The organism is Bacillus sp. BP-3 (genome assembly GCF_028401955.1).
In the GTDB taxonomy this organism is placed as follows: Bacteria; Bacillota; Bacilli; order Bacillales; family Bacillaceae_G; genus Bacillus_A.
In genome coordinates this window covers 36300-59628 of sequence record NZ_JAQOTJ010000011.1, presented here as the reverse complement: position 1 = coordinate 59628, position 23329 = coordinate 36300, and the positions used below count along the sequence as shown (strand labels likewise).

Below are 23329 nucleotides of genomic sequence, written 5' to 3'. Positions count from 1 at the left end.
AATTTTATGATGGTACTTTTGGTGATGGATATGCTTAATCACCTTAAAATTATTAACTGTTAATGCATAAAAGAATATATCCGTAAGTTATTTGTTAAAACACAGTAATATTCGTTTATAATTCTATATCTATGTGTACGAAAAAACATTATAATAACTTAATAAATAAATGTTATTTTAGGAGGGACTATTTTTGAAAGAGTTGGTATATTTAGATAAGGACTTTATACATTCTTTTATGACGCAAGTAAATATTGAATTAGTAGGTACTAAAAGTATAGAAGCTCATGAACGAAGAATAGAGGCAAAGGAAAATACGGTAGTACAGCAGTATAGTGCACTAAATCAATTTGAAGATTATCTTCTTAAACGTTCTTCTTTAGTCAATTTTAATGAACAGAAAGACAGGGATGAAGTAACTTCAGGTTCATATATTAAGTTTACTTCAACGTTTCAACCAATAAACTTTGATGTTGTTCAAAAAATGATAAATGATAAATTTATTAAATTTCTTTTTAATAAATTAGAAGAAGCAAAAAATGTTGAGGTACAAAGTATCCTTGAACAAACATTAACACTTGAACAAAGGACTGTTTTTCTGAATGAACTTGAAAAAACATACGAGAATATGGTGAGTGTTCAAAAGAATAAGATTCATTCAGTTAAAGATATGTTGGTATATATTAAAGAGGCTATTCCGTTTAGCTCGTTTATAAAGATGGGTAATTGTTTAATACCAGTTAAGGAAAGCTATTTAAGAGAGAGCATAGGAGAACTCGCTTTTAAATACGGATCAGAAGACACAACGGTCGAAATTACCCTTATTGGAAAAATAACAAAAAAAATAAATAAAAAAGAAATACATGCCCTCGACTATTCGAATTTGGTAGATAAGCAGCCAAACGAAATTCTAAATGAATTTCTCGGATTCCCTACAAATTTGCTCGGGGGATTTGGCGTGATAACAGCGAATAATTATATTGTTTCACCAGTTGCTATGTATTTTGAGTAAGACTACATTTTTTGATTTTTTTTCCTATGTTACAATTTAGATGATGAACGTAGAAAAAGCTGGGGGGAAGAACATGGGGAGAGAAGTACGCTTTGATGACGAAGGGGTAATTTTAAAATTAAATGGAGTAACTGGTTTTTTTGCAGTGAAATTATCTATAAAAATGCCATTTCATACAATTAAAAGTGTGTTTGTAGACTATTTTGATGCTCCGCAGTGGATGCTTCGGATGCCTGGAACATCAATTCCTGCCCTTAATATTTTTGAGGGAAGTTTTAAATATGCTGATGAATGGTATTTTCTATCCTATGAAAATAGAGTACCTCTCGTAATGATTGAATTAGAAAGTCATGAAAAATATAAGTATGTTGTTTTTGAAATTGATAATCCTACTAAGGTCGCAGCAGATATTAGGAAACGAATAAGAGACTAATATTGGATAAAGGAGAAGAGAAAACAGAAAATAGATACATTATACTATCTGACAAGCATTGACATATTTGCTAATTTAATAAGCGAATTAATACAGCTACAAAAAGTAATAAAAATGCCGAATCCGTGAAGGAGCCGGCATTTTTAGTTAATTATTTATCACAAGCAATTCCATCACCGTCTCGATCAAGTTCAGGTGAGTACGCTGGGTCGCCCTTTTTAATATTTGAGAAACCAGTTGCTTTGACTTCTTTACAACTTTTGAAGTTGTAGTTAGTTTGAGTGTTTTGTTCGGATTGAGTTTGTGTTTGTTGTGAAGCTTGTCCTTGTTGCTTTTTAGCCTCTTCTTGTTTTTTGAGTTCTTCTTGTCGTTTTGCTTTTTCTTTTTTGCTCGATTCGTGCTTTTAGTTACTCAAAATCTATGATTTTATGCAGGTTTAACTATATGAAAAAAGGTCGTTCCTTCTGCAATGCTTTATGAATTGCCAATTGTGCTTTAGAAGTATTAGAAAAATTCAACCATTTTACTTCAAGATGAATGGTATGAGAATCAATTATCATTTCAACAATATCTAGGTGTGAAAGAGTTGTCATAATTGAAGTTTTCTCGCCATTTCTTTTTGCCGAAGACATATACATTGCTAGTTCTGTGTTTACTGCGAATGCAAAATCGATAATTGTTGCTCCTTCAGGTAAATGAATAGACTGTAATTGTGGTATGAAAACAACGATTGTATCTTGAAAGAGTTCGTAGGAAACTAAATCATAAAAAGCAAGCGCGTCTTTTGTTAATTCTAAGTTGTTCATAATTGTATCATCCATAAACTGCGCAGAAAGCTGTTGTATTCGAGAATGCGGCATATCGCTTGAAAGTATAGAAAAAATACCTCCATCATATCTTTGTTTACTATCTTCAGTTTGAATCCAGATAGTCATCTCGTGATTTTCGATTTTGACCTTTGTTTGCAAACATTTATTAAATAAATTGCTATTGATGGAAATGGTATCTTCAAATTGATGTGGAATTGGTTCATATAATCGATGTACCATGCCAAGAATTTTATAACAATCTAAAATGGATGAAGTTGTAATATGAATTTTTGAAATCATAGCTACATCTTGAATGACTTGTAGACGAGAATAAGCGATGTTAATAGGACCTATTTCATAATCCAGGTGCCATGTTAATAGTTCGTCATGAAAGCTTTGCATGTCTGTAGAAATCGTATCTGTTAGATTGCGTAATATTTGATTATAATTTTGTAAAAGTTGTTTCATGCCTTTGTACTTTTGATTATGGAGATAAAAAAATGCAAGATCTTCTAATTCATATTGTATCGTTTTTAAATGTAGCTTATGGCAAAGTGGAGCAAATATCTTTAGTGTTTCGTTTGCATAAGGAACTTGTTTATGTTTATTTTTTACTTGCAGTGTTCTCATATTATGAAGGCGGTCTGTTACTTTTATAATTATCACCCGAATGTCTTTTTGTGCTACTATAAGTAACTTTCTGAAATTCATTGCTTCATATTCCTCTTTATTTTGTACAGATTTTTTATCCACTTTCGTAAGTCCATCGACTATATAAGAAACTTCTTTTCCAAAGTGTTTTTGTATATCTTCCAATGTATAATTGGTATCTTCTACGACATCATGTAATAATGCCGCAATTAATGTTACACAGTCAGCCTTGCAATCTAGCAATATGTCTGCAACAGAAAAAGGGTGTAGAATATATGATTCTCCGGATATGCGAAATTGTCCTTCATGTGCTTGTTCAGCAAACGAAATAGCAACTTGAAATTTCTCAAATTCATTTTTAGTTAAATAAGTAGCTTTATGAATCAGTTGTTCTTTCACGAATTCACCCTCATTTTTTTATTTTTTCAATTAAGGAATAATAGTTCGCCTTCACACAGGAAAAAGCCTTTCTAATAGCATATAATTGTAGGTAGACCTACATTATATTTTTGACATCATCCATAGACTATTTTTCATGTTTAGAGATGAAAGGGGAATATGTATGAGAATAGAAGTAGAAAAATTACTGCAAGATCTTGAAGTATTCGGATTAGAACATGATTACACAAAAGAAACGAGAGAAGAGAGATTGCGTAATGTTTCTAAAGAAATGGGACAGTTTTTATCTATTATGGTGAAAATGTGTGAAGCGAAACACATATTAGAAATTGGCACATCAAATGGATACTCTACATTATGGCTTGCTAATGCTGTTGTGGAAATGAAAGGAACTGTTACAACAGTTGAACTTTCATCGAAACGAGTGGCAGAAGCAAATGAAAACTTCCAAAAAGCAAACCTCACAAACTATATTCATATCCATAATCAAGAAGCTGGGGCTTTTTTATCAGAACAGCTAGACAAGTCGTATGATTTTATTTTTTTAGATGCAGAACGAACGCAATATTTATGGTGGTGGGAAGACTTAAAACGCATTTTAATGCCAAAAGGAATTATCGTAGTTGATAATGCAACTTCACATACGGAAGAATTACAGAATTTTTTTGATTTAGTCGAAGAAGAGAAGCAGTTTGAAACAGTGTTATTGCCTTTTAAGATGGGCGCTTATGTCATGCGGGAAAATAGTTAAATAGAATATACAAGAAGAATTGTTAATATGTAAACAAAAGAATCCGTCTTAAGAATGGATGTTTCTCAGCCTTAAGTCTGAGGACAATTAAAAATACAAAAGGTATACTTATAATATAAAACGGGGAATGAATGCAATATAGACTGTTTAAAGATATGATCACCTAACTATAATTATAAGTGTATGTATATAAAGGAGCGATTTTGTTGACGGAATTGCAAAAGAAAGAAACCTTATCAGTAGAGGACAATATAGAAGTAGTCGTAGATTCAATCATTAAAGACGAGGAATTAGTTGAACTAAATAAAGAAGCGAATTTGTATGTGCAAAAGTTAAATAGTGAGCATAATACAGACCTTTCGAAAGTACTGGCGCAACTAGCTGATTTAGGAGATAAAGAACAACGTGATGCAGGACAGACATTAACTGCACTAAAACGTCCAGTAACGGCGATGATGAATGGGAAAAATGAAGATATTCCTAAAACGTTGCTTGATTTACGTAAAGTTGTTTCAGAATTAGATCCGAATTCATTACATGCAACCGGTATGAAACGAATTATGTTCAAAGTATTTAAGAAAAACCCGATGGAAACGTATGTTCATAAATATCAATCCATTGATAAACAAATTGAAGAGATTATAAAAGCACTATTAGTAGGTCGTGATAATTTACGAGAAGACAGCATCGGTTTAGAGATGTTAAAGGAACAATCCGAGCAAAAGATTCATGCGCTTGATAAACAAGTGTATTTAGGAAAAAAGCTTGCTGAAATGTTGGAAGTAGAAAAACAAAATCCAGAGCGGCAAAAAGATGTTCCATTAATTAACGATGCGCTAGAAAAGATTCTTGTACGTACGCGTAACATGCAGCAAGCAAAGAGTGTGTTACTACAATCTATTGCCTCTGTTGATATTATTAAGAAAAATAATGAAAAGTTAACAGAAGCGATTCGCAATGCAATTACAATGACGCAAAACGTTGTTACAGTATCAGCAGCTATTCAATTAGCGTTAACGAATCAAAGGAAAACGATTGATGCAGTAAATGCAACAAACGAAGCAATCGAATCGATGATATTAAGTAATTCACAGGCGTTAAAACAAAATACAGAAGAAACGACTAAGTTGTTAGAAAATCCAGCAATTGGCATGGAGAAACTTCGTGAATCATTCCAAAATGTATTTGCGGCGATTGAAGCGTCTGAAAAATCAACAGAACGTATTATTGAATCAAGTAAAATGTTTGTAAAAGAACTAGACTCGTTTAACGATGAAATGAAAAAGAAGCTCATTCAGCGTCCAACTAAATAGACTGCAATAGAGGAGGTGAAAACATGGGTTTCTTTGAATTTATTTTGCTGCTTATCGGCATAGTCCTTTTGTTAGGACTTACAGCAGTAATTTTACTTGCTTATTTTGGCCGAAAATTTTATTTATCGTGGACAAAGCCGTATAAACGAGCGTCAGACTCAATGGAGCGATTATCACATAGCACAGTACCATACTTACAAGAATTCACACAGCATCCGTTGTTTTACCGCTGGGTTCGTACGGAAGGAAGCAGTAGTCAAACAGCATTTACCGTTCTTTTTTGCACAGCTAACGAGCGCACAAAAGAACAAATTTTTTCAATGTTGCCGAAGGAAAAACAGAAAAAACTCCATCATACTGTAAAAACAACAAAGCAAGTTACAAGTGAAGATATGGAAATGACAACGATGAAAGTAAAAGAATTCTTGAAACGAGAAATACGACAACCGTCCAAACCACAAGACTTCTCGTTTTACAAGTTATACTTTTATGACCGTTATCCAGATGCATTAAAACATATTGAAATGTATAAACGTTCCGTAAATCAATCATTGCAAAGAAGTATTGATGATGTGACAATCTCTGTGCTACAAGCTATTCCGTACTATCAAGAAAATCGTATGTTTGAACAGCAGCATAAACTTGAGACTTTCTTAATGAAAGATTTAGTAGATATGTTGTCACTGATCGCGCAAATTCCACCAGCACAGCGTTCAGAGAAAGAAGAAGAACTCACGACCTATCTAAAAGGATTTCAAAAAGAGATGGAAGCAGTAGAACGAAACATTCGTAACGCTGTCGATCACGATTTACAAGTGAAGATGCGTGCGGCTAAAGAAAAATTTAAGAACTAAAGAATCGAGCATTGATATTTCAATGCTCGATTCTTTAGTTTAGAAGCAAAAAATGTAAAATTTCATATACTGTAATGATGGTTAAATTTATAAAACTACAAATCACTTTAAAACTTTTGCTGAAATAAAGTAAGGAGAAGATTTGTTATGGAGTATAGCCAGCATTTTGGAAAACTCCCACGCTAAGAACATGCAGGATTTTATACAGTTTTTTGGCTAATCCAGTAACAAACGTGAACTTGAAAAACGGCACTATTGCGGTAATGTATAAAATTCCGCATGTTTTATAATATCGGAGAGTGAGCGAATCCCTTGTTATAAAAGGATTCTAGACGATATCCAACTTTTTATTATGATGCGTTATGTTAACCGTTCATGTATACAATATACAGGGAAGACACTTGTATCCAACAACCATCTACGTTGGTACAATATAGATGGGGAGGGATTATTGTGAAAAGAATTGCAATAGATATGGATGACGTAATAGCGGACCCCTTGTCTAAACATTTGGCGCTTTTTAACAAAAGGTACAATGAGAATATTTCAATACAAGACCTACAAGGAAAATATTTAACAGAAATACGTCCTGAGTTAAAAGAAGAAATCATAAGCATGTTAGCTGAACCTAATTTTTTTCTTGATCTAGACGTAATAGAAGATAGTCAAGAAGTGATAAAAGAATTGAGCGGGCATTACGAAATTTATATCGTTACAGCTGCAATGGAATTTCCAACGTCATTTACAGCAAAATATAAATGGTTAAAAGACCATTTTAGTTTTTTAAATGAAAGAAATTTTGTCTTTTGTGGTGATAAAGGTATTATTAATGCAGATTATCTAATTGATGATAATCCCAAACACTTTAAACAGTTTAATGGGCAGGGAATTTTATTTAATAGTCCCTATAATACTCTTGAAACTAACTACTTTAGAGTGAATAACTGGAAGGAAATAAGGGATTATTTTCTTAGAATGGACAAAAGGACTTTTTAATTGAATAAGCTAAACACATTTACTTCTAATAACAAAAACTATGTGAACACTAAAGTCCTCCAGTTAAACAAAATCTGGAGGACTTTTAATAGTCGTCTAAATACATTGAATCCCAATAATATGGCGTTATATCGACTAACCCTGTATAGGATATACATCCAAAAGTATACAGTACATCATTTTTCTTTAATGGTATAATTAGGAAAAAAGGGGAGAGGGAATGAATTGGGCAGTCTTTGTTGTGCTTACAACCATTCTGACGTTACCCCATATAGTCCTTACAATGATTAATGGCAATTCTCCACAACCATGTTTTTAAATTTGATTTTCCTTTGTATGTATGAAGGGACTTATAACATTTAACAAATATATCTTGCGTTAAGTCCTCAGCACCCTCTTTATTATTCACATATGAATAATAAAGCTGTAAGATTTCTTGTCCATACTTGTTCATTACCTCATCTATAAGGGGGCCCGCCACATCGCTATCAAGCTAAGAAATACAAATACCTCCAAAATGAAAAATTTTTTCACTAGATATATTTATGAGAATTAAGTTCATTTTTTCGCTTTTGAGAACAACCAATTTTTTAAGTTCATGGAGATGCGGCTGTACCCCATATTTATTGAAAACATTGCAAAGAAAGCCCCTTAGAATGTTGGTTCTTTACTCCCACCAATGCTTCATTTCACTGAATCTAACGTCCCATAGTTTAGCATTTCCGGAAACGATAATCGTAATTTCGCTTATTTTGTCATCAGATGCTAAGTTTAAAGGTTCTACGTTAGGATATTGTTCAATATGAGCTTTTTCTTTTCCATCTAGCAGTATAGTGATTTCACCCTTGTCTGGAATGCTAAAATAAGAGTAGAACATCACCTCTTTCTTGTTCTCCAAGATGTAAGTATATGATTTGCTTTTATCACCTTCACTGTTATACACGTTCATTTTGGGTTCTATTTTTTTACCTGCTACGGTGAAACTTGGAAGATTTTCAGTTATGGGCATGGTTCCATTCATTTCTTTCACATTGTGTAATGCTTGAATCGGGCCTTCTCTTTTCGCCACAACATAATTGATGGTTTCTGAGATCACGATTACTCCAACTAGAAGAACAACAATAGATAGGGCCGAAGTAATAAGCTTTTTATAAGACATTTTTGAAGAAAACCCCACCCTATAGGCGATAAATCCTATCGCTGCACCTAATGTATTAGACAAAACATCAGCTACATCAAAGCCGCCAAGATGAGTTAAAGCCTGCAACGATTCCAGAACGAGAATCGTTAAAACAAACAAGGATATGAACTTCCCAAAACCAGAACGATACAACAGAGGAATTACTATTCCAAAAGGGATAAAAGCAGCAATGTTTCCAAAGTCAAATAACCATGAAAAAGTTGGTTCTGGAAATTGAAGCGGAACACTGTTCAGAACAAGCAAAAATGTGTATCCATAATCGCTGGTTGCATCATCTAATCTATTAAAAGCAAAGAACATAAAATATAAAATTAAAATTGTATATAAAATGGTTCCTGCAATGATGAATTTCCGTAACTTTGCTTCCATAATCTCTCCTTAATTTCGACATATTATTTACCACAAATTATTATTATACTAAATTGTGATTATAAAGCGTATTTTTCTTCAGGGGTTCAAAAAAGAAAGAATCGTTGCCGTACCCCCTTATATAAATAGTAGGTAATTATTTTCTTTTTTTCTTTTAATGGACTTTTTCAGTTCCCTTATTTCCGGAGGGGGTCTTTTTTCATAAGAGATCCTCATTTGGTAACGAATAACAAGTTAGAATTTACAATTTTATTACTATTACACTGTTTTCAGTGTCCCAAAAATGATGGTATTTGAGACAAATAAAATTAAATCTAAAATAGGCTGTAAATAGCTGAAAATATGTCTCAAAACTCATCTCTAAATCAAAGTCTCAATTGGAATAGGTAATATCGAGTCTTGAGAATTTTTTAGCGTATAAAAAGGTTAAAATGTGTACACCACTCCAAAATATAATAAGTATAAATCTCATGAAAAAATTCTTCATTGTCTTTTCATGAACTTAAAAATTAAAAAATCTAATTCTCGACTTAATGTAAGTACCTTTTTATGGTTGATACCATATTTGATAACGAGTTGAATTAATTCGTTCTTTTTATCTTCTATCGTACTATGTAGCTTTGTTAATTCCATCTATAATCTCCTTTATACCTATTTTACCGATTGAAAAAGTATTCAAATAAAAACAAGACTAATAATGACAGCCTTGTCTTAAAAACACATATACAAAAAACAACACTAGTAAAGAGGATACAATACAAATTAGATTTTTCATAGGTAATATACTTAAAAGTTTGAATAAATTTCATATTTTACTAAAGTCTTGCAGATTAAATAAAAACAGTGAGTTCATATCTCACTGTTTTTATTTAACCTTAGCTCTAGGATAATACACTTTATTATTTATAAAAGTATACCTTTACAGACATGATTGGTATCATTATCAATGAGGTGTAGCATATGAAACATAAAAAATTTGGATATGTAAGAGCTTCAAGTAAAGATCAAAACGAAGAACGACAAATTCAGAATATGAGGAATTTAGGGATAGAAGATCGAGATATTTTCATAGATAAAGAATCTGGGAAAAATATGGAGCGACAGAATTATCAAATGCTAAAACGACTTGTTCGTACAGGAGATACGATTGTGTTTGACTCCCTAACAAGGCTTGGGAGAAATATGAACGATACATAAGAAGAATTTAGGTACTACGAAGAACATAGCGTAAATTTACAGTTTATAAAGGAACCCTATATTAATATCAATTACACTGGTGAAAGTACAGATGATGTCATTCAAAGCGCAATTCAAAAAGCAACTCTTACAATATTATCAGCCTTTGCAGAAAAAGAGCGCATTGATATTAAACAACGTCAAGCTGAAGGAATTGCTCTTGCCAGGAAGCAAGGTAAACGTTTAGGACGTCCGCCTGTCGAAATAACAGAAGAATTTATGGATGCTTACAAGGAATGGAAATCCGGATTAATTACAGCCGTAGGAGCTATGAGAAAGTATGGCATCAAACGTTCTTCTTTTTATAAGCTTGCTAAACTATATGAGGAAAAAATAAAAGAATAGTTTGTCTTATTTAGGATACTGCCATATTATTACGTAAATTTGAGGAGAAATAAATTATTAAGACTATTTTTTAGGCTTAGCTTTAACATAATTTAATACGTTATAAAACATTCTTACAGTAAACATAATAAATATTATTGGAAAAACCCACGAAGTAAAATAAATTGAGCTAGCAAATACAAGACCAATTGATATTATAAGACATATAAAATCTAAATAAAAAAGTACTTTATTTGTTTTTTTCTTCATCAATAATTCTCCTATTTAGTATTAATAATTATTAATATTATAATAACATGAACAAACGTTAAATTAAGGTGATTTTATAAATTATTTCAAAATAGGAAGTCATTTTAGGGGTGGAGGGAGCAGTTGTGACGTGAAGTTCAAAGTCACTTACAAAAAATCATTCCCAAAATGTTTACCAGGCCTAATACCGGCGTAGCTGTGTTTAATGGCAAAGTAGTATATTTTGTAACAAAAACGATCATCTTTGTTACTGAAAAACATGTATATATTAATAAAATTTGCTACTTTTTCCCTAGTTACAAGAACGCTGGTACTGGGTCTAGACCTACAATTTGACTCAGAAAAAATTGCAAAAACATCAAATCAAGCCAAACCAAAAAAATGATTAGGAAGTGATGATTTTGACTTTTTATATAATGAGAGAAACTTATACTAATTTTGCAGAGCCAATAGAAGGTGTTAACACATTTGTTAAAGAAAGTTGTGACACATGTAGTGGAATAATGAGGATTAAACAACATTCATTAAGAATATACTTTCAAGGAAAAAGAATGGCAGATTTTTACACTACACCTTCATATAAATTCATCAGTGATAAAATGCAGAAGGCATTATTAGACAATAATATAACAGGATTTTCTCTTGAGCCCTTTATTTTAGAAGAGGAAGCAATACCATTTATGAAACTGCCTTTGGGGCATGTAAAAACATTAAAAGAATTGGCTGTCCATGGTGATGGGGGATATATATGTCATAGTAATGGAGCGCAAATAAAAAAATGTCAGCATTGTGGGAAAATCTTAGAGAATATACGTACTATAGAAGGCTTAAGTGTAAATCTAAAAGAATGGGATGGTTCAGACATATTTTTCTTCAAAAACTGGTTTGGAGTCATTATTGTGACAGAAAAAGTGAAAGAAATTATTGAAAAACATAAATGTAAAAACATTAGATTTATAGATCTCGCAGAATTTAGATTTGCTTAATATCAACAATACCATTAATGAGATATTTTTAAGTAGAAGGTTACAAATGATGAAAAGGGTCCTCGCCGCATAGCTATCAAGATAACATTTTGAAGCGTCCCCAAAACCAGAATTTCATTTTTTCATAGGTATATAAGTGTCCATGAGAATTTAGCTCATTTTTTTCGATTTGGTTAAGAAAGTATTTCTTAACCTGATGGCGATGGAGCGGTATCCCTTTATATAAAAATCCCTACAAATGTTGTAGGGATGAAGAACAGAGTAAGCTTATTACATTTTATTATTTTTCACTAGAAATGATACTTTATAAAAGATTGTTTTATTCATCTATATTCATGAACACAACTCTCCAACCATCCGGATCTTCTATCGTAGTTCCCTTCTCTTTCCAATATGGATTTTCAGGTTCAACTTCATAATAATTCATTTTATTTAATCGATTCGTTATTTTTTCAATTTCATCTTTATTAGGCATATAAAATACCAGTAAATTATCTTTTGTTGGTGCCGGACAAGGGCTACCATTAACATGCCTTGTGAACTCAAGATGGTACTCTTCATCAGGTAATCCAAACATGACCCCGTCGTAACCTTCATGATTTTGAAACTGCCCTATGCGTTTTAAACCTAATCCTGTTTCATAAAAATTTATAACTTCTTCAAATTTATCTGTTGGTCTTGCAAATCTAAATTGAACCCAATTCTTCATGCAATTCCCTCCTTTTAAATTTTAAAATCCCTCACAATAGTTATTATAAGTTAGAGATATAAGGTTTAAAATCCCCCATTTAGGGGAGAGCTACTTAAGATGAAAGACGTATAAATTAATAAACAGTAGGACTTTAGTATGAAATTTATTGAAATTTGATTACATGAATATAAACCTAAGTGAGGTGTTGCAAAAATTAAGAGTTTTAAACAATTTTTTGCAGTGTAATAGAATCAGTATATAGGGTACGGCAACGATTCCTTCTTTTTGGAGCCACTCACAAATGTATGTTTTTACAAAAAACATACAAATATTTACATGTAATAAACAACGTTTTGTTATCATTAGATTAAGTCAATGGAAAAGCCCTATATATAAAGGAGGCTTCTATATTAGGAGTCTCCTTTATATGTAGAAATTTGCTTAACGTATGTTTTCGTTAAAATGTGGGCGGAACCCCTGACTGTAATTGGTCAATGAATTGCTCCATATCTAATTCAGATTGCTTTTTTATAATACGAGTCATTCTATTCAACAGTCGGGCCATATTCTCGAATAACATATTTGAAGGAATTTATTCTAGAAGAAGCTATTGAGAAAGCTTTAACTTAAATTAACTGGTGTTTTATCCCAAGTAAAATGATACAATTTCAAAAAAACACCGAGCAAAGGGGAAGAGAAAAATGAGGTTTTGTATGGACTTTGGTGATACGAATTTTATTGGAGTAGCGAACACTAATAAATACGAGTCATTTGTAGATGAAGATTGGGAGTTAGATAATCTCTTGCAACATTTTGGAGATGAGATGAAGCAAGGGCATATTTTAGTTTTTCAAATGACTGAGGAAGGAATTGAACATTCTTGGAGAGTAGTGGTTAGAAAAGGGACAGAAGAAATAACTCATAAATGCTTTAGGAAAGCGGTAGGGCATATAGAAGTAACGGAAAATCAACTATATTTAGTGGATTATGACTGTCTTACAATGGCTGCTCAGTTTCAAAATCACAAAGTACCTGATCAAAATTGTTCCAAATATAAGATTGAAATAGAAAATGGCTTCTATAAAGTTGAGGTGGTTCAATATTATAATGTAGATGAAGATGAATATATAGGAGCAAGCGAAACGGATATTTTGTTAAATTTCATAAAGGTATCGGCCAATGAACCAATAGCTGAAAGGGTATTTTGGTGTACATATTAAGTTGATAAGAGGGGACTATGCCCCTTTTTCTTGAATTAACGGGATAGCTTTAGAAAAATAACTAGAGTGTTATTTTTGCGGTGTTTTTGCATTTTCCATTATTCCGCAATCGGGCGCTATTGTGGAATAAAACTTAAATTTTCAAACGACTTTATTGTTATATTTTTTAGTGTAGTGAAATATCTTACATCAAAAATTAAACAACTACATTTTTAACCAGTCCTAAATTTAGAACGGGGTTATGCTTGTTTGGGTTTTTAAAATTAAATAGCTTAATTGTCATTTTACAAATATGATTGACAATTAAGGATTACATTTGTAATATTGGTGTATAGATTACGAATGTAATACAAAGGAGGAATTCTATATAATGAAAGAATTACCTAAAATCTCTGAAGCTGAATTAGAAATTATGAAAGTTCTTTGGTCAAAATCTCCTCAAACAGCAAATGAAGTAATCGAATCTCTCGGGGTAACGACGGATTGGAAACCTAAAACGATTCGAACACTTATTAATCGATTAGTACAAAAAGAAGCTGTTTCTTATCATCAAGATAAAGGTCGTATGTATGCGTATTATCCTTTAGTGTCGCAAGATAGTTATCTACAAGTAGAAACAAAATCTCTACTCAAACGTTTCTATGGTGCAGCATTTAAACCTTTACTTGTAAATTTTTTAAAAGAAGAAAAGCTATCTTCAGAAGATATTAATGAACTTAAACGTATTCTGGACAAGAAAACTGAGGAGAATCAAAGGAAGGATAGATAATAATGATAGATATCTTTGTAAACGTCTATTTACCTATCTTTTTTGATTGGTTGATAGAAACCTCAATTATGGCCAGTATAGTAGTTGGTTTAATCTTATGTGTCAAAACCTTGCTTAGGAATAAGTTAACCCCACGATGGCAGTATATATTATGGATGATATTAATGATAAGACTTCTATTACCATGGTCACCAGATAGTTCCTACAGTATCTACTCTCTTCTTTCGAACAATAATGGAACTTCTGTTACTTTTCATCAAGATCCTGTAGCTGTTTCTTCTGCAAAAGAACACATGCAAGAAAAGGCAGATATAGGCCATACCACAAAAGAAGATACCTACACACCTAGTTCAACACAACGAGACGAAGAAACTAAGAAACAAACATACAGTAATCAAAAGCAAAACGATGATACATTTTCACTTTATACAACCGCTTTATATATTTGGATTGCCGGGGTTATCATTCTAGCTTTTGCAACTGTCATTATGAATAGGCGTTTACTTTTCTACATAAAAAAACAACCTGTTATTACTGATGAAAAGATCACCAAAAACTTTGAGAACTGTAAGAAATCTATGTCCGTTCAGCAGAATATCCCACTGATCCTAGCTGGAAAAATTTCAAGTCCAACTGTCTTCGGATTTTTCAGGCCTAGGATTTTATTATCAAGTTCACATATGAAAGTATTAGATAAGCAACAACTACAACACATTTTTTATCATGAATTAGCTCACATTAAACGAAGAGATGTTGGAGTGAATTGGCTTATGCATGGCTTACTTATTTTAAATTGGTTTAACCCAATTCTTTGGTATGCCTACTCATGCATGCGGGAAGATCAAGAATTGGCATGTGATGCGTTTGTTCTTACATTTATAGATTCAGAAGAACAAATTGCATATGGTCATACAATTATTAGCCTTTTAGAACATTACTCAAGCTATTATCAAGTTCCAAATCTAGCGAATTTAAGTAGAAATAAAAGAACATTGAAAAGGAGAATCCTTATGATAAAAAAATTCCAAAAAAAATCATATCGTTGGTCTGCACTCGGAGTTGTGGCGGTCATTGCTGTTTCATCTCTATCCTTACTAAATGCACAGGCAGAAGAACCGAAAGGAACTCCAAAAGAAAATGTTGCAAAAGAAGAAATTAATGTAAAAAACACCACTGAAGAAAAACAAAAAATTCAAACTCTAATGTTGAATTCTATCGATCATTTTAAAACAGCAAAAGGTTCTTTTGAATATTTTACAGGTACTGATAATTTATTAATAGAATATCAAGTAGATCTTTTGGAAAACCCAAAATCTTATGAAAAAGTACAAGGAATTGCTACAAAAAATCATCCAAGTTTAAAAGAAGGAACACTTGAACCTGGCTATGAAATAGCTACTTATGATGGAGAAAGTCTTAACAATTACAATAGTGGATCTACAGATTTTCAAACAAAAAGTGTAACAAAAGATTCAAAACCACAAACATATAGTGTACAAACTCCCAAAATAACTATAAAAGAACGAAACCAATTAAAAGATTCTAGTATTGATCAACGCATTATTGGAACAGGTGAAGAAAAGACATATATATCTAGAAGAGATCCAGCTTATATGAGAATTGCTAAAACTTCACTATTCCCAGAAGATTTTGCCATGGGATATATGGAAGATCAAACAAAATGGAATATCACAGGCCAAGAAAATATAGCAGGTATCGATACTTTAATTATTGAAGGTGAATTAAATAATTATTATTCACAAAAGTATAATGCCGGAAAGTTTAGACTTAATGTAGATCCAAACACTGGTATACTATTACAAATGGAAGTAAAAGATTCTTCAAATAATGTTAAACAATCTTTAAAAACTAAAAAAATTAAAATTGATAAAGATATTGATACTAAATTATTCTCAAGTATTCAAAAATAATAAGAAAAGACCTTACATACTACGTAAATGTAAAATGAATCCAAAATTATACAATAAAAGTTGATTTTGGATTTGCTTTACGTAGCTTTTGATTTTTGATTCTTCATTCATTATGTATTAATTCATTAATCTCTATTCCTCGAACATGAAGGGCCTTTAATAATTTTAAATATTTGTATAAGAGTTTTTCATTTTCCTTCTTTTGTTCTTCATACTCGTTTATAAACACTCGACTTCTAGATGTTTCTAGTTCTAATTTTTTCTCTAGGGGGTAGCACGCACATTTTAACGTTTTTATACGCTAAGAATTTCTCAAAACTCATTGGTACTAATTTGAATTGAGATTTTGATTTAGAGATGAGTTTAGAGACAGATTTACAGCTCTTTTTACAATATTTCAAGGTGGATTTATTTGTCTCAAATACCTACGTTTTTGAGATTATATAATTCCCTTAGAATAGTAAAATTAACGTTTTTTCATGTCGAATTTTGTTTAGCGTATAAAAACGTTAAAATGTTGGCGGTACGCCATAAGAGCCGAAGTGGCAATCTCGACTCTTACAGGAATTACTTGTTATTTCTAATGAAATCTTCAGGTGTTATTTGTGTGTAGTTTACAACTGATGATGATCTATTTATGGCGTCATACATCTTTTCATATATAAGTATTGCATCATCAACAGATTTAACTAAATTAGGTTTGTTTTGTAAATAAGCAATAGTTAAATCTTTTGCAATCTCTTTTTTATCCATGGTTGCACCTCTTATCATAGTTGATAGAAACATTATACCAAATTAGAATATTTATAGGTAAAGGGATAGCACACCATTGCCATCAAGCTAATAAAGATGGGTTACTCTAAAACGATAAAAACGATTAGAGACTCTGATTTTTTTATACAAGTCAGAAAAATCAGGGCTATTTTTAAAGAATTGAGGATTATTGAGTAAGCAATAGTTAATTAATGATGCCAGTATTTTTATTCTTCACTAATAAAGGGAGCAATTATTCTTTTTTCATAAGAAGATAACACGATATTCGTTGATGGCGTACCATATTGCATTGAATCATCAATAAATTGTTCTAAACTTTCTACAGAATACGTTGCTAATTTGACAATATAGCTAATTTCCCCTGCTACTCTGTAACACTCAAGTACATCTGGATGATTATAACAAAAGTTAGCTAATGATTTACAATCCTTTGATTTAAACAATATAAGTGCAGAAATTGGACGGTTCATTTTTTTTAGAGAAACATGTGCATGGTAACCTTTAATAATTTGTTGCTCCTCTAACTTCCGTACTCGCTCAGTTACTGACGGAGAAGATAAGTGAACGGCTTCTGCTAAATCCTTCATTGAAATTTTTGCATTTGACTGTAATAATCCCACGATTTTTTCATCAATTTGATCCATAAATCATCCAACCTTTTTTTATAAAATAGAATACCCCAAATTCTTAATATAATAAAGCTAAATAATCAAATTTCCTTATTAAAGTCATTTGTTAGACTTCTATATTTGTATAAAATGAAGATATGGGGAGGCGATTTGCGATATGAAAAAGATTTTATTATTATTAGCTGATGGATTTGAAGCAGTAGAAGCTAGTGTATTTACAGATGTACTAGGTTGGAATAGATGGGAGGGAGATGGATCAACCGAGGTCGTAACAGTTGGTCTTCGGAATAAATTAACCTGTACTTGGAATTTCACTGTCATACCCGAAAAAACGGTTGATGATATTCAATTAGATGAGTTTGATGCACTAGCTATTCCAGGAGGGTTTGAAGAAGCTGGTTTTTATCGAGATGCATACAGTAGAGAATTCTTAAATGTTATTCAACATTTTTATGCTAAGCAGAAGCCTATTGCCAGTATCTGTGTTGCATCATTAGCGCTTGGTAAAAGCGGAATTCTTACAGATAAAAAAGCCACCACATACAGTCATCCAACGAGTAAACGAAAAGAGCAGTTGAAAAATTTCGGTGCAATAGTACAAAACGATTTAATTGTTCAGGATGGAAATATTATTACATCTTCAAATCCAGGTACAGCTTTTGATGTTGCATTTTTATTACTTGAAAAACTAACATCTAAAACGAACGCTAAACATGTAAAGGATCTTATGGGATTTTAGGCATGGAACTTCAACATAGGGGTGCTTTAATGGTATAAGGACCACAGAAGTGAACAATTTTTTTATAAACACGGGGTACCGCCACATCGCTATCAAGCTAACAAAACAAAATACCCTCAGAACGGAAATTTTGTGCATTTTACTCGTTTTTATTGTTTTGGGGTAACTCGTTCTTTTTAGCTTGATGGATATATATAGCCAAAACGATTAAAATAAAGCTTTTATGAAATTAAGTTACTAAAGCATCTTTCATACGGAAAGATGCTTTTTAAATATTTATGTTGTTTCACGACATATGTCGTGTTACGATGTATGGAGGGAGGTGGAAAAATGGATAAAGAGATGATGAAAGGGAGTATTGATATACTTGTGCTCTCTATAATTTCTCACCATGATACTTACGGTTATGAAATTATTCAAAAACTTAAAGAACAAAGTAACGACGTTTATCATATGAGTCAGGGTACACTATATCCAGCACTCAAACGAATGGAACAAAAGAAGTTGATCGAATCTTACTGGCGAGAATCAGAGACAGGACAAAAAAGAAAGTTTTACCGTATTACTATAACTGGAAAGAAAGAACTAGAGAAGAAACTGAATTATTGGGAGCAAATCACTGCACTTATTCAAGCTTGCAGGAAAGGAGAATTCGCATGAAAGATTTTGAAAATTACATAGAATGTATTGTAAAAAAGACTAATCTAGATAAGTCGGCCCGTGAAGAATTAACTTTAGAATTGCTCGATCACCTCAATAGTTTAAAAGAGGAATATGTTAAAAAAGGGATGCCTGTAAAACAAGCAAAACAATTAGCTATACAACATTTTGGAGAACCAAATTCTATTGGTGGGGAACTTCAAAAATCTATTTTTCCATATGAAAAGTTCATAAAGCGTTTTGCATGGTCTTTATTTGTTCCTTACCTATTATTTTTCATTTGGTATGAGTACTTAGGAAATAGCGCTGGGCGTGAGTGGTTTCTTGGGATTATTGAGCACTTTTCAAGAAATCATGATGTGATGTGGTTGCTTCGCACTTTTATTGATATTACACCTTTCTATACTCTTTTTCTGTATAACATCCCTGGCTTTTGGATAGCTCATGCAGTTAAACCTGTTATTTTATTGATTCCATTGGGATTTTTGATTCCTATTCTATTTCATAGGTTCCGTTCCTCTAAGACCGCTTTTATGCTCTTTGTTAAATTAACTTTAGGCATTGAGTTGTTGTATATTGTCATGTTAGTAGGTACTTTTGGCACTACTAGTATTATTTTTCATTTGGTTGGTCTCCTAGTTGGGTTTATGGGATGGAAATTACTACAGAAACTGCAAGCTAAAAAATTTCTTAAACCATCTAATATGAACTATGTGAAGTGAAAATTTTATTGTGGTTAATTTACAAAAGATTTTGGAACTAAATAAAAAATGTACAAGAATTTACAAATGTTTTGTCTTTATTATTCAGGTAGCAATTTAGGCTATTGCTTATATGTAAATAAGCGCTATTCTTTTGTTAACCACATACACGAAAGGATGACGTTTTTGTATATCTATTTTTGTATCCTAAACAACTTTTTTGTCACTTAACAATAAGGAACTAAGGCTCTTACTTTGTGATCATATCCACGAAGTAAGAGCCTTAGTTTTTCTATTCATTTTTCATTTTAGTCTTGCTTTCCCAAAGGGGTGGGCAAAAACACTCTGATTAAAATTTAAGATCTTGATGTAATGTACTGACTCATACACAACCATATTTAATAAAAATTCCCCCTTATTTGGACTAACTTTAGATACTAAGTTATGACACCTACTTATCTATTGATAATACAACACCTTAAAAATGGAATCATAACTTTTAAGTTATGAACATGGTTTTGTTAGAATTATATTTATTCCAGAATCTTGCGAGTGGAAGAGTTATCGCCAGCATTTTAGAAAAAAACACGCTAAGCAGTTTTGAAATAAAAGTAAGTATTTTTAATAACGTTAAAAACATGTAAGATTTTATGCGAAAAATTGGGAGACATCGGGAACTATGGGGAGGCTGGAAGGCGCCACACAATAGAAATGTATAAAAAATTGCATAGATTGATAGCAAGAAAAAAAGGTGGATTCCTTGTGAGAGTAAGGGGCCGGATTTTTCCTTGCTACTGATAATGAGACGTTATGTTAACCTTACACGAATATAGCATGCATAATATTTTGGTATGATAGAGCAATAAGATGTCTTACATAGGGAGAGGAATTTTAATGAAAGCTATTCAATCCGTTCAATTAGATTTCATTGTTCAAACAATGAGCAGTTTTAAATATCCTTGGTTTATTGCTGGTGGATGGTCCATTGATTTAGGAATGGGGAAAATTACAAGAGAACACGAAGACATAGATATTTGTATTTTTAGAGAACATGCCCAAGAAGTTCTTAACTATTTCAATGATTGGGATATTTACGTTGCCATTCCTGGAGAAGGAAGGTTGGAACCATGTTTAACTATAAACGATTTAATTCTTCCAAGATATGGATTACACTTGCATAAAGGTCAAGATTTTATTGAGATTCTATTAACCGATCGAAACGAAGATAAGATTTTGTTTCGCAAAAACCCAAGTATATGGATGAACTGTAACCAATTTGTTCGAGAAGATATTTTAGGTAGGAAATTTGTAGCACCAGAATGGCAATTATTATTTAAAGCAAAAGAAGGCCGAATAAAGGACGAAGAAGATTTTAAGTCATACTTACCGTTTATGGATAAAGAGCAAAAACTATGGTTGTCTTCAGCTTTAAAAGAACAATTTCCTACTTCTTCATGGATTGAAAAACTAAATATATAACTGTTCTTCACTGTACAAATAAAAATTCGTTATTGTGTTTAACTTCCAATAACGAGAATTATGTGGACACGAAAGTCCTCCAGTTAAACAATTGGGGTGCACTTCAGAGCAACAACCCTGTGATTACCCCTAAAACGGTTGTCGCTTTTCTCAATTTGCAATAAATAAAAAGACAAGATTAAAATAAGAAAATAACTAATCCTCACAAAAAAATATTATGTCTATAAATAATAAGGGAGAAACTAACATGACAAAAGAAAATAAAATTAACAATGAAAAAGAGTTGTCATTAGAACAACGTGAAGAATTACTCAGAGTATTGAAGGCTCGTTTTGAGAAAAACATGAACCGCCATAAAGGTCTTGAATGGGCTAAAGTTCAAGCTAAGCTGGATGCTAATACTAAAAAACTATGGTCGCTCAATGAAATGGAAAGAACTGGCGGTGAACCGGATGTTGTTGAGTATGATAAAAAGAAGGGTGAATACATTTTTTATGATTGTTCAGCAGAAAGCCCTAAAGGTCGCAGAAGTGTTTGTTACGATCGTGAAGGGCTAGAGTCAAGAAAAAAACATAGACCAGAAAATAATGCTATTGATATGGCAAGTGCTATGAACATTGAACTATTAACGGAAGAACAATACCGAGCGTTGCAGAATCTTGAAAGTTTCGATAAGAAAACGTCGAGTTGGGTGCAAACACCGACTGATATTAGAGAACTCGGCGGTGCCCTTTTTTGCGATTGTCGCTTTGGGCACGTTTTCGTGTATCACAATGGAGCAGAATCCTATTATGCCGCCAGGGGGTTTCGTGGCTCGCTAAGGGTTTAAATTTTGCAAAGACAGCTAAATTTGAATTTGAGGATGGATCAGTAGGGAAAAGTTTTAATTTTATTTTTCAACTATCGGGCACAATTCTGTAGCAAGAATTGTGCCCGATTTTTATGTATTGGACTACTATGTTGAATAAGAGCTAAAAAACTAGAATAGGTTTGCATTTATGAAATAGAAGTATGAAAAACTGTAAAAATAATTCATGTTGTTAAGGATTATAGTACATAAAACTAATAGCTTCCGAACATACCTCAATCTTTTTAATAAATTTTTATAATAATCTTCTTCTTTCAAATAGCTCAGTCCTATATGGACAGCTCCTCTACATAAAATTCGTTATCAGAAGTTGTTTTTAGATGATCAGTTTTTATATTTTAGGCTCTGTTAATATTAATTGTTGACTTTCAAAAAAAAACCGCTTCTTATAAAGAGCAGTTTTACTTATATTCATTCTTATTCAAATTCTGAAGCGTATTCTTCATATACCTTTAATGTATTAAGCAGTCTAGCTGATTTAAGCATGATTTCGTTTGATGAATCAGTTACACAAATGTCAATAAATCGGTTATCGTTTCTGTCACCAAACAATCCTTCTGACTCAAGTTCCATTAACACTTTTAATAATTCATTCAGCAATGTATCTATTAGCGAATCAAAGTCTTCTTCGACGGTTTCATGGTATCTTTTAATAGTTTTATTCACTTCATCAAACATTCCGAAATCGTCCCACTCACTCCACTCAACAGCCCCATATCTATAATAGTTGTATAAAGGGTCTGATTTATTCACCTTAATCAGTCTTTCTTTATTAGCCACTGGTCCAATGCTACTGAAACAGTCATCCGTCATTAGGGAGTATCCATATATTGTGTCATTGCCACACCTAGATGTAAGTTCATTATAATGACAACGAATTGCATTTTTCAACTGAACATATAAACTTTCTTGAAGATGCATTTTCACCGTATCTCCTCCGTTCTTTTTGTAACGACATGTTGTTACATACTTCAATCTTAACATGAAAATCAACATTAAACGTTAACTGAGCCATATTTTATAATAGTTCCGTTTATATCTTTAAACTTTAAAGCAGTCTTAATAAAATCTAATGATTCTGGGCCATCGTCTAATTTATTAGGAAGGATTATGTACCATAAACTCCATCCTTTATACTTTGATTCGTTAGGTAAGTATTTATCTGAATTTATTATATGTCCCGAAGCAGATTCGTATTTTGAATGTATACTTTTGTTGTTAATTTTGATGATATTAGATAGTTTGGTTTGAACCCAATGATTTA

General features: G+C 32.1%; 22 protein-coding genes and 3 pseudogenes. 16 read left to right on the top strand and 9 right to left on the bottom strand.

Features of this window, described 5'->3' with window-relative positions; translation table 11 throughout:
* Positions 1-193: 193 nt before the first annotated feature.
* Positions 194-1012, top strand: coding sequence for a hypothetical protein (locus PLX19_RS17305; RefSeq protein WP_272189983.1), 819 nt, complete (start codon positions 194-196; stop codon positions 1010-1012).
* A gap of 73 nt (positions 1013-1085) precedes the next feature.
* Positions 1086-1445, top strand: coding sequence for a hypothetical protein (locus tag PLX19_RS17300; RefSeq protein ID WP_272189982.1), 360 nt, complete (start codon positions 1086-1088; stop codon positions 1443-1445).
* A gap of 151 nt (positions 1446-1596) precedes the next feature.
* Here the strand turns inward: PLX19_RS17300 and PLX19_RS17295 are convergent.
* Both PLX19_RS17295 and PLX19_RS17290 read right to left on the bottom strand, forming a co-directional pair.
* A pseudogene (locus tag PLX19_RS17295) lies at positions 1597-1698 on the bottom strand (excalibur calcium-binding domain-containing protein); the annotation flags it as partial.
* A gap of 187 nt (positions 1699-1885) precedes the next feature.
* Positions 1886-3304, bottom strand: a complete 1419-nt coding sequence (locus PLX19_RS17290) for an HD domain-containing protein (RefSeq protein ID WP_272189981.1) — start codon at positions 3302-3304, stop codon at positions 1886-1888.
* A 163-nt stretch (positions 3305-3467) separates the two neighbouring features.
* Between PLX19_RS17290 and PLX19_RS17285 the strand changes: the two genes are divergently transcribed.
* The 4 genes from PLX19_RS17285 (at position 3468) to PLX19_RS17270 (ending at position 7218) form a co-directional block, all read left to right on the top strand.
* Positions 3468-4055 (top strand): O-methyltransferase, encoded by a 588-nt coding sequence (locus PLX19_RS17285; protein WP_272189980.1) that lies wholly within the window; start codon positions 3468-3470, stop codon positions 4053-4055.
* A 206-nt stretch (positions 4056-4261) separates the two neighbouring features.
* Positions 4262-5368, top strand: coding sequence for a toxic anion resistance protein (locus PLX19_RS17280; RefSeq protein ID WP_272189979.1), 1107 nt, complete (start codon positions 4262-4264; stop codon positions 5366-5368).
* 23 nt (positions 5369-5391) lie between these two features.
* Positions 5392-6222: a DUF3974 domain-containing protein gene (locus PLX19_RS17275; RefSeq protein WP_272189978.1), complete on the top strand. Its 831-nt coding sequence runs from the start codon at positions 5392-5394 to the stop codon at positions 6220-6222.
* Between the two features lie 453 nt (positions 6223-6675).
* A complete protein-coding gene (locus tag PLX19_RS17270; protein WP_272189977.1) occupies positions 6676-7218 on the top strand; it encodes a 5' nucleotidase, NT5C type in 543 nt (180 codons plus the stop codon).
* A gap of 268 nt (positions 7219-7486) precedes the next feature.
* Here the strand turns inward: PLX19_RS17270 and PLX19_RS17265 are convergent.
* From PLX19_RS17265 to PLX19_RS17255, 3 genes and pseudogenes are all read right to left on the bottom strand, one after another.
* A pseudogene (locus tag PLX19_RS17265) lies at positions 7487-7699 on the bottom strand (sigma-70 family RNA polymerase sigma factor); the annotation flags it as partial.
* A gap of 186 nt (positions 7700-7885) precedes the next feature.
* Positions 7886-8788 carry a VanZ family protein gene (locus PLX19_RS17260; RefSeq protein ID WP_272189976.1) on the bottom strand — a complete coding sequence of 301 codons (903 nt, stop codon included), beginning with the start codon at positions 8786-8788 and terminating at the stop codon, positions 7886-7888.
* Positions 8789-9271: 483 nt separating this feature from the next.
* Positions 9272-9421, bottom strand: coding sequence for an aspartyl-phosphate phosphatase Spo0E family protein (locus PLX19_RS17255; protein WP_272189975.1), 150 nt, complete (start codon positions 9419-9421; stop codon positions 9272-9274).
* Positions 9422-9748: 327 nt separating this feature from the next.
* Between PLX19_RS17255 and PLX19_RS17250 the strand changes: the two are divergent.
* Together PLX19_RS17250 and PLX19_RS17245 are read left to right on the top strand one after the other, a co-directional pair.
* A pseudogene (locus PLX19_RS17250) lies at positions 9749-10369 on the top strand (recombinase family protein).
* A 665-nt stretch (positions 10370-11034) separates the two neighbouring features.
* A complete protein-coding gene (locus PLX19_RS17245; protein ID WP_272189974.1) occupies positions 11035-11604 on the top strand; it encodes a hypothetical protein in 570 nt (189 codons plus the stop codon).
* 319 nt (positions 11605-11923) lie between these two features.
* On the opposite strand, the gene PLX19_RS17240 is transcribed toward PLX19_RS17245, so the two are convergent.
* Positions 11924-12313, bottom strand: a complete 390-nt coding sequence (locus tag PLX19_RS17240; RefSeq protein WP_272189973.1) for a VOC family protein — start codon at positions 12311-12313, stop codon at positions 11924-11926.
* A gap of 695 nt (positions 12314-13008) precedes the next feature.
* Between PLX19_RS17240 and PLX19_RS17235 the strand changes: the two genes are divergently transcribed.
* The 3 genes from PLX19_RS17235 (at position 13009) to PLX19_RS17225 (ending at position 16215) form a co-directional block, all read left to right on the top strand.
* Complete coding sequence (locus PLX19_RS17235; protein ID WP_272189972.1) at positions 13009-13515, top strand: hypothetical protein; 507 nt, start codon at positions 13009-13011, stop codon at positions 13513-13515.
* 367 nt (positions 13516-13882) lie between these two features.
* A complete protein-coding gene (locus PLX19_RS17230; protein ID WP_442869064.1) occupies positions 13883-14284 on the top strand; it encodes a BlaI/MecI/CopY family transcriptional regulator in 402 nt (133 codons plus the stop codon).
* A gap of 2 nt (positions 14285-14286) precedes the next feature.
* Complete coding sequence (locus tag PLX19_RS17225) at positions 14287-16215, top strand: M56 family metallopeptidase (RefSeq protein ID WP_272189970.1); 1929 nt, start codon at positions 14287-14289, stop codon at positions 16213-16215.
* A gap of 567 nt (positions 16216-16782) precedes the next feature.
* Here PLX19_RS17225 and PLX19_RS17220 read toward each other — a convergent pair.
* Both PLX19_RS17220 and PLX19_RS17215 read right to left on the bottom strand, forming a co-directional pair.
* Complete coding sequence (locus PLX19_RS17220) at positions 16783-16968, bottom strand: hypothetical protein (RefSeq protein ID WP_272189969.1); 186 nt, start codon at positions 16966-16968, stop codon at positions 16783-16785.
* Between the two features lie 227 nt (positions 16969-17195).
* Positions 17196-17633 (bottom strand): Lrp/AsnC family transcriptional regulator, encoded by a 438-nt coding sequence (locus tag PLX19_RS17215; protein ID WP_272189968.1) that lies wholly within the window; start codon positions 17631-17633, stop codon positions 17196-17198.
* Between the two features lie 142 nt (positions 17634-17775).
* Between PLX19_RS17215 and PLX19_RS17210 the strand changes: the two genes are divergently transcribed.
* From PLX19_RS17210 to PLX19_RS17190, 5 genes are all read left to right on the top strand, one after another.
* Entirely contained in the window at positions 17776-18357 is a 582-nt protein-coding gene (locus PLX19_RS17210; RefSeq protein WP_272189967.1) for a DJ-1/PfpI family protein, read from the top strand.
* Positions 18358-18687: 330 nt separating this feature from the next.
* Positions 18688-19017, top strand: a complete 330-nt coding sequence (locus tag PLX19_RS17205) for a PadR family transcriptional regulator (RefSeq protein WP_272189966.1) — start codon at positions 18688-18690, stop codon at positions 19015-19017.
* Positions 19014-19739 carry a VanZ family protein gene (locus tag PLX19_RS17200; RefSeq protein ID WP_272189965.1) on the top strand — a complete coding sequence of 242 codons (726 nt, stop codon included), beginning with the start codon at positions 19014-19016 and terminating at the stop codon, positions 19737-19739. The genes PLX19_RS17205 and PLX19_RS17200 overlap by 4 nt, the downstream gene beginning before the upstream one ends.
* Before the next feature lie 873 nt (positions 19740-20612).
* Positions 20613-21197 carry a nucleotidyltransferase domain-containing protein gene (locus tag PLX19_RS17195; RefSeq protein ID WP_272189964.1) on the top strand — a complete coding sequence of 195 codons (585 nt, stop codon included), beginning with the start codon at positions 20613-20615 and terminating at the stop codon, positions 21195-21197.
* Positions 21198-21444: 247 nt separating this feature from the next.
* Positions 21445-22026, top strand: a complete 582-nt coding sequence (locus PLX19_RS17190; RefSeq protein WP_272189963.1) for a DUF4256 domain-containing protein — start codon at positions 21445-21447, stop codon at positions 22024-22026.
* 456 nt (positions 22027-22482) lie between these two features.
* Here the strand turns inward: PLX19_RS17190 and PLX19_RS17185 are convergent, their stop codons facing one another.
* Positions 22483-22986: a DUF4303 domain-containing protein gene (locus PLX19_RS17185; RefSeq protein WP_272190085.1), complete on the bottom strand. Its 504-nt coding sequence runs from the start codon at positions 22984-22986 to the stop codon at positions 22483-22485.
* Between the last annotated feature and the right edge of the window lie 343 nt (positions 22987-23329).

Bases quoted from the DNA above. Each gene is read 5' to 3' on its own strand.
- PLX19_RS17300 (WP_272189982.1), top strand. From the start codon at position 1,086: ATGGGGAGAGAAGTACGCTTTGATGACGAAGGGGTAATTTTAAAATTA.
- PLX19_RS17285 (WP_272189980.1), top strand. From the start codon at position 3,468: ATGAGAATAGAAGTAGAAAAATTACTGCAAGATCTTGAAGTATTCGGA.
- PLX19_RS17275 (WP_272189978.1), top strand. From the start codon at position 5,392: ATGGGTTTCTTTGAATTTATTTTGCTGCTTATCGGCATAGTCCTTTTG.
- PLX19_RS17260 (WP_272189976.1), bottom strand. From the start codon at position 8,788: ATGGAAGCAAAGTTACGGAAATTCATCATTGCAGGAACCATTTTATAT.
- PLX19_RS17255 (WP_272189975.1), bottom strand. From the start codon at position 9,421: ATGGAATTAACAAAGCTACATAGTACGATAGAAGATAAAAAGAACGAA.
- PLX19_RS17245 (WP_272189974.1), top strand. From the start codon at position 11,035: ATGAGAGAAACTTATACTAATTTTGCAGAGCCAATAGAAGGTGTTAAC.
- PLX19_RS17240 (WP_272189973.1), bottom strand. From the start codon at position 12,313: ATGAAGAATTGGGTTCAATTTAGATTTGCAAGACCAACAGATAAATTT.
- PLX19_RS17235 (WP_272189972.1), top strand. From the start codon at position 13,009: ATGGACTTTGGTGATACGAATTTTATTGGAGTAGCGAACACTAATAAA.
- PLX19_RS17225 (WP_272189970.1), top strand. From the start codon at position 14,287: ATGATAGATATCTTTGTAAACGTCTATTTACCTATCTTTTTTGATTGG.
- PLX19_RS17220 (WP_272189969.1), bottom strand. From the start codon at position 16,968: ATGGATAAAAAAGAGATTGCAAAAGATTTAACTATTGCTTATTTACAA.
- PLX19_RS17215 (WP_272189968.1), bottom strand. From the start codon at position 17,633: ATGGATCAAATTGATGAAAAAATCGTGGGATTATTACAGTCAAATGCA.
- PLX19_RS17210 (WP_272189967.1), top strand. From the start codon at position 17,776: ATGAAAAAGATTTTATTATTATTAGCTGATGGATTTGAAGCAGTAGAA.
- PLX19_RS17205 (WP_272189966.1), top strand. From the start codon at position 18,688: ATGGATAAAGAGATGATGAAAGGGAGTATTGATATACTTGTGCTCTCT.
- PLX19_RS17200 (WP_272189965.1), top strand. From the start codon at position 19,014: ATGAAAGATTTTGAAAATTACATAGAATGTATTGTAAAAAAGACTAAT.
- PLX19_RS17195 (WP_272189964.1), top strand. From the start codon at position 20,613: ATGAAAGCTATTCAATCCGTTCAATTAGATTTCATTGTTCAAACAATG.
- PLX19_RS17190 (WP_272189963.1), top strand. From the start codon at position 21,445: ATGACAAAAGAAAATAAAATTAACAATGAAAAAGAGTTGTCATTAGAA.
- PLX19_RS17185 (WP_272190085.1), bottom strand. From the start codon at position 22,986: ATGCATCTTCAAGAAAGTTTATATGTTCAGTTGAAAAATGCAATTCGT.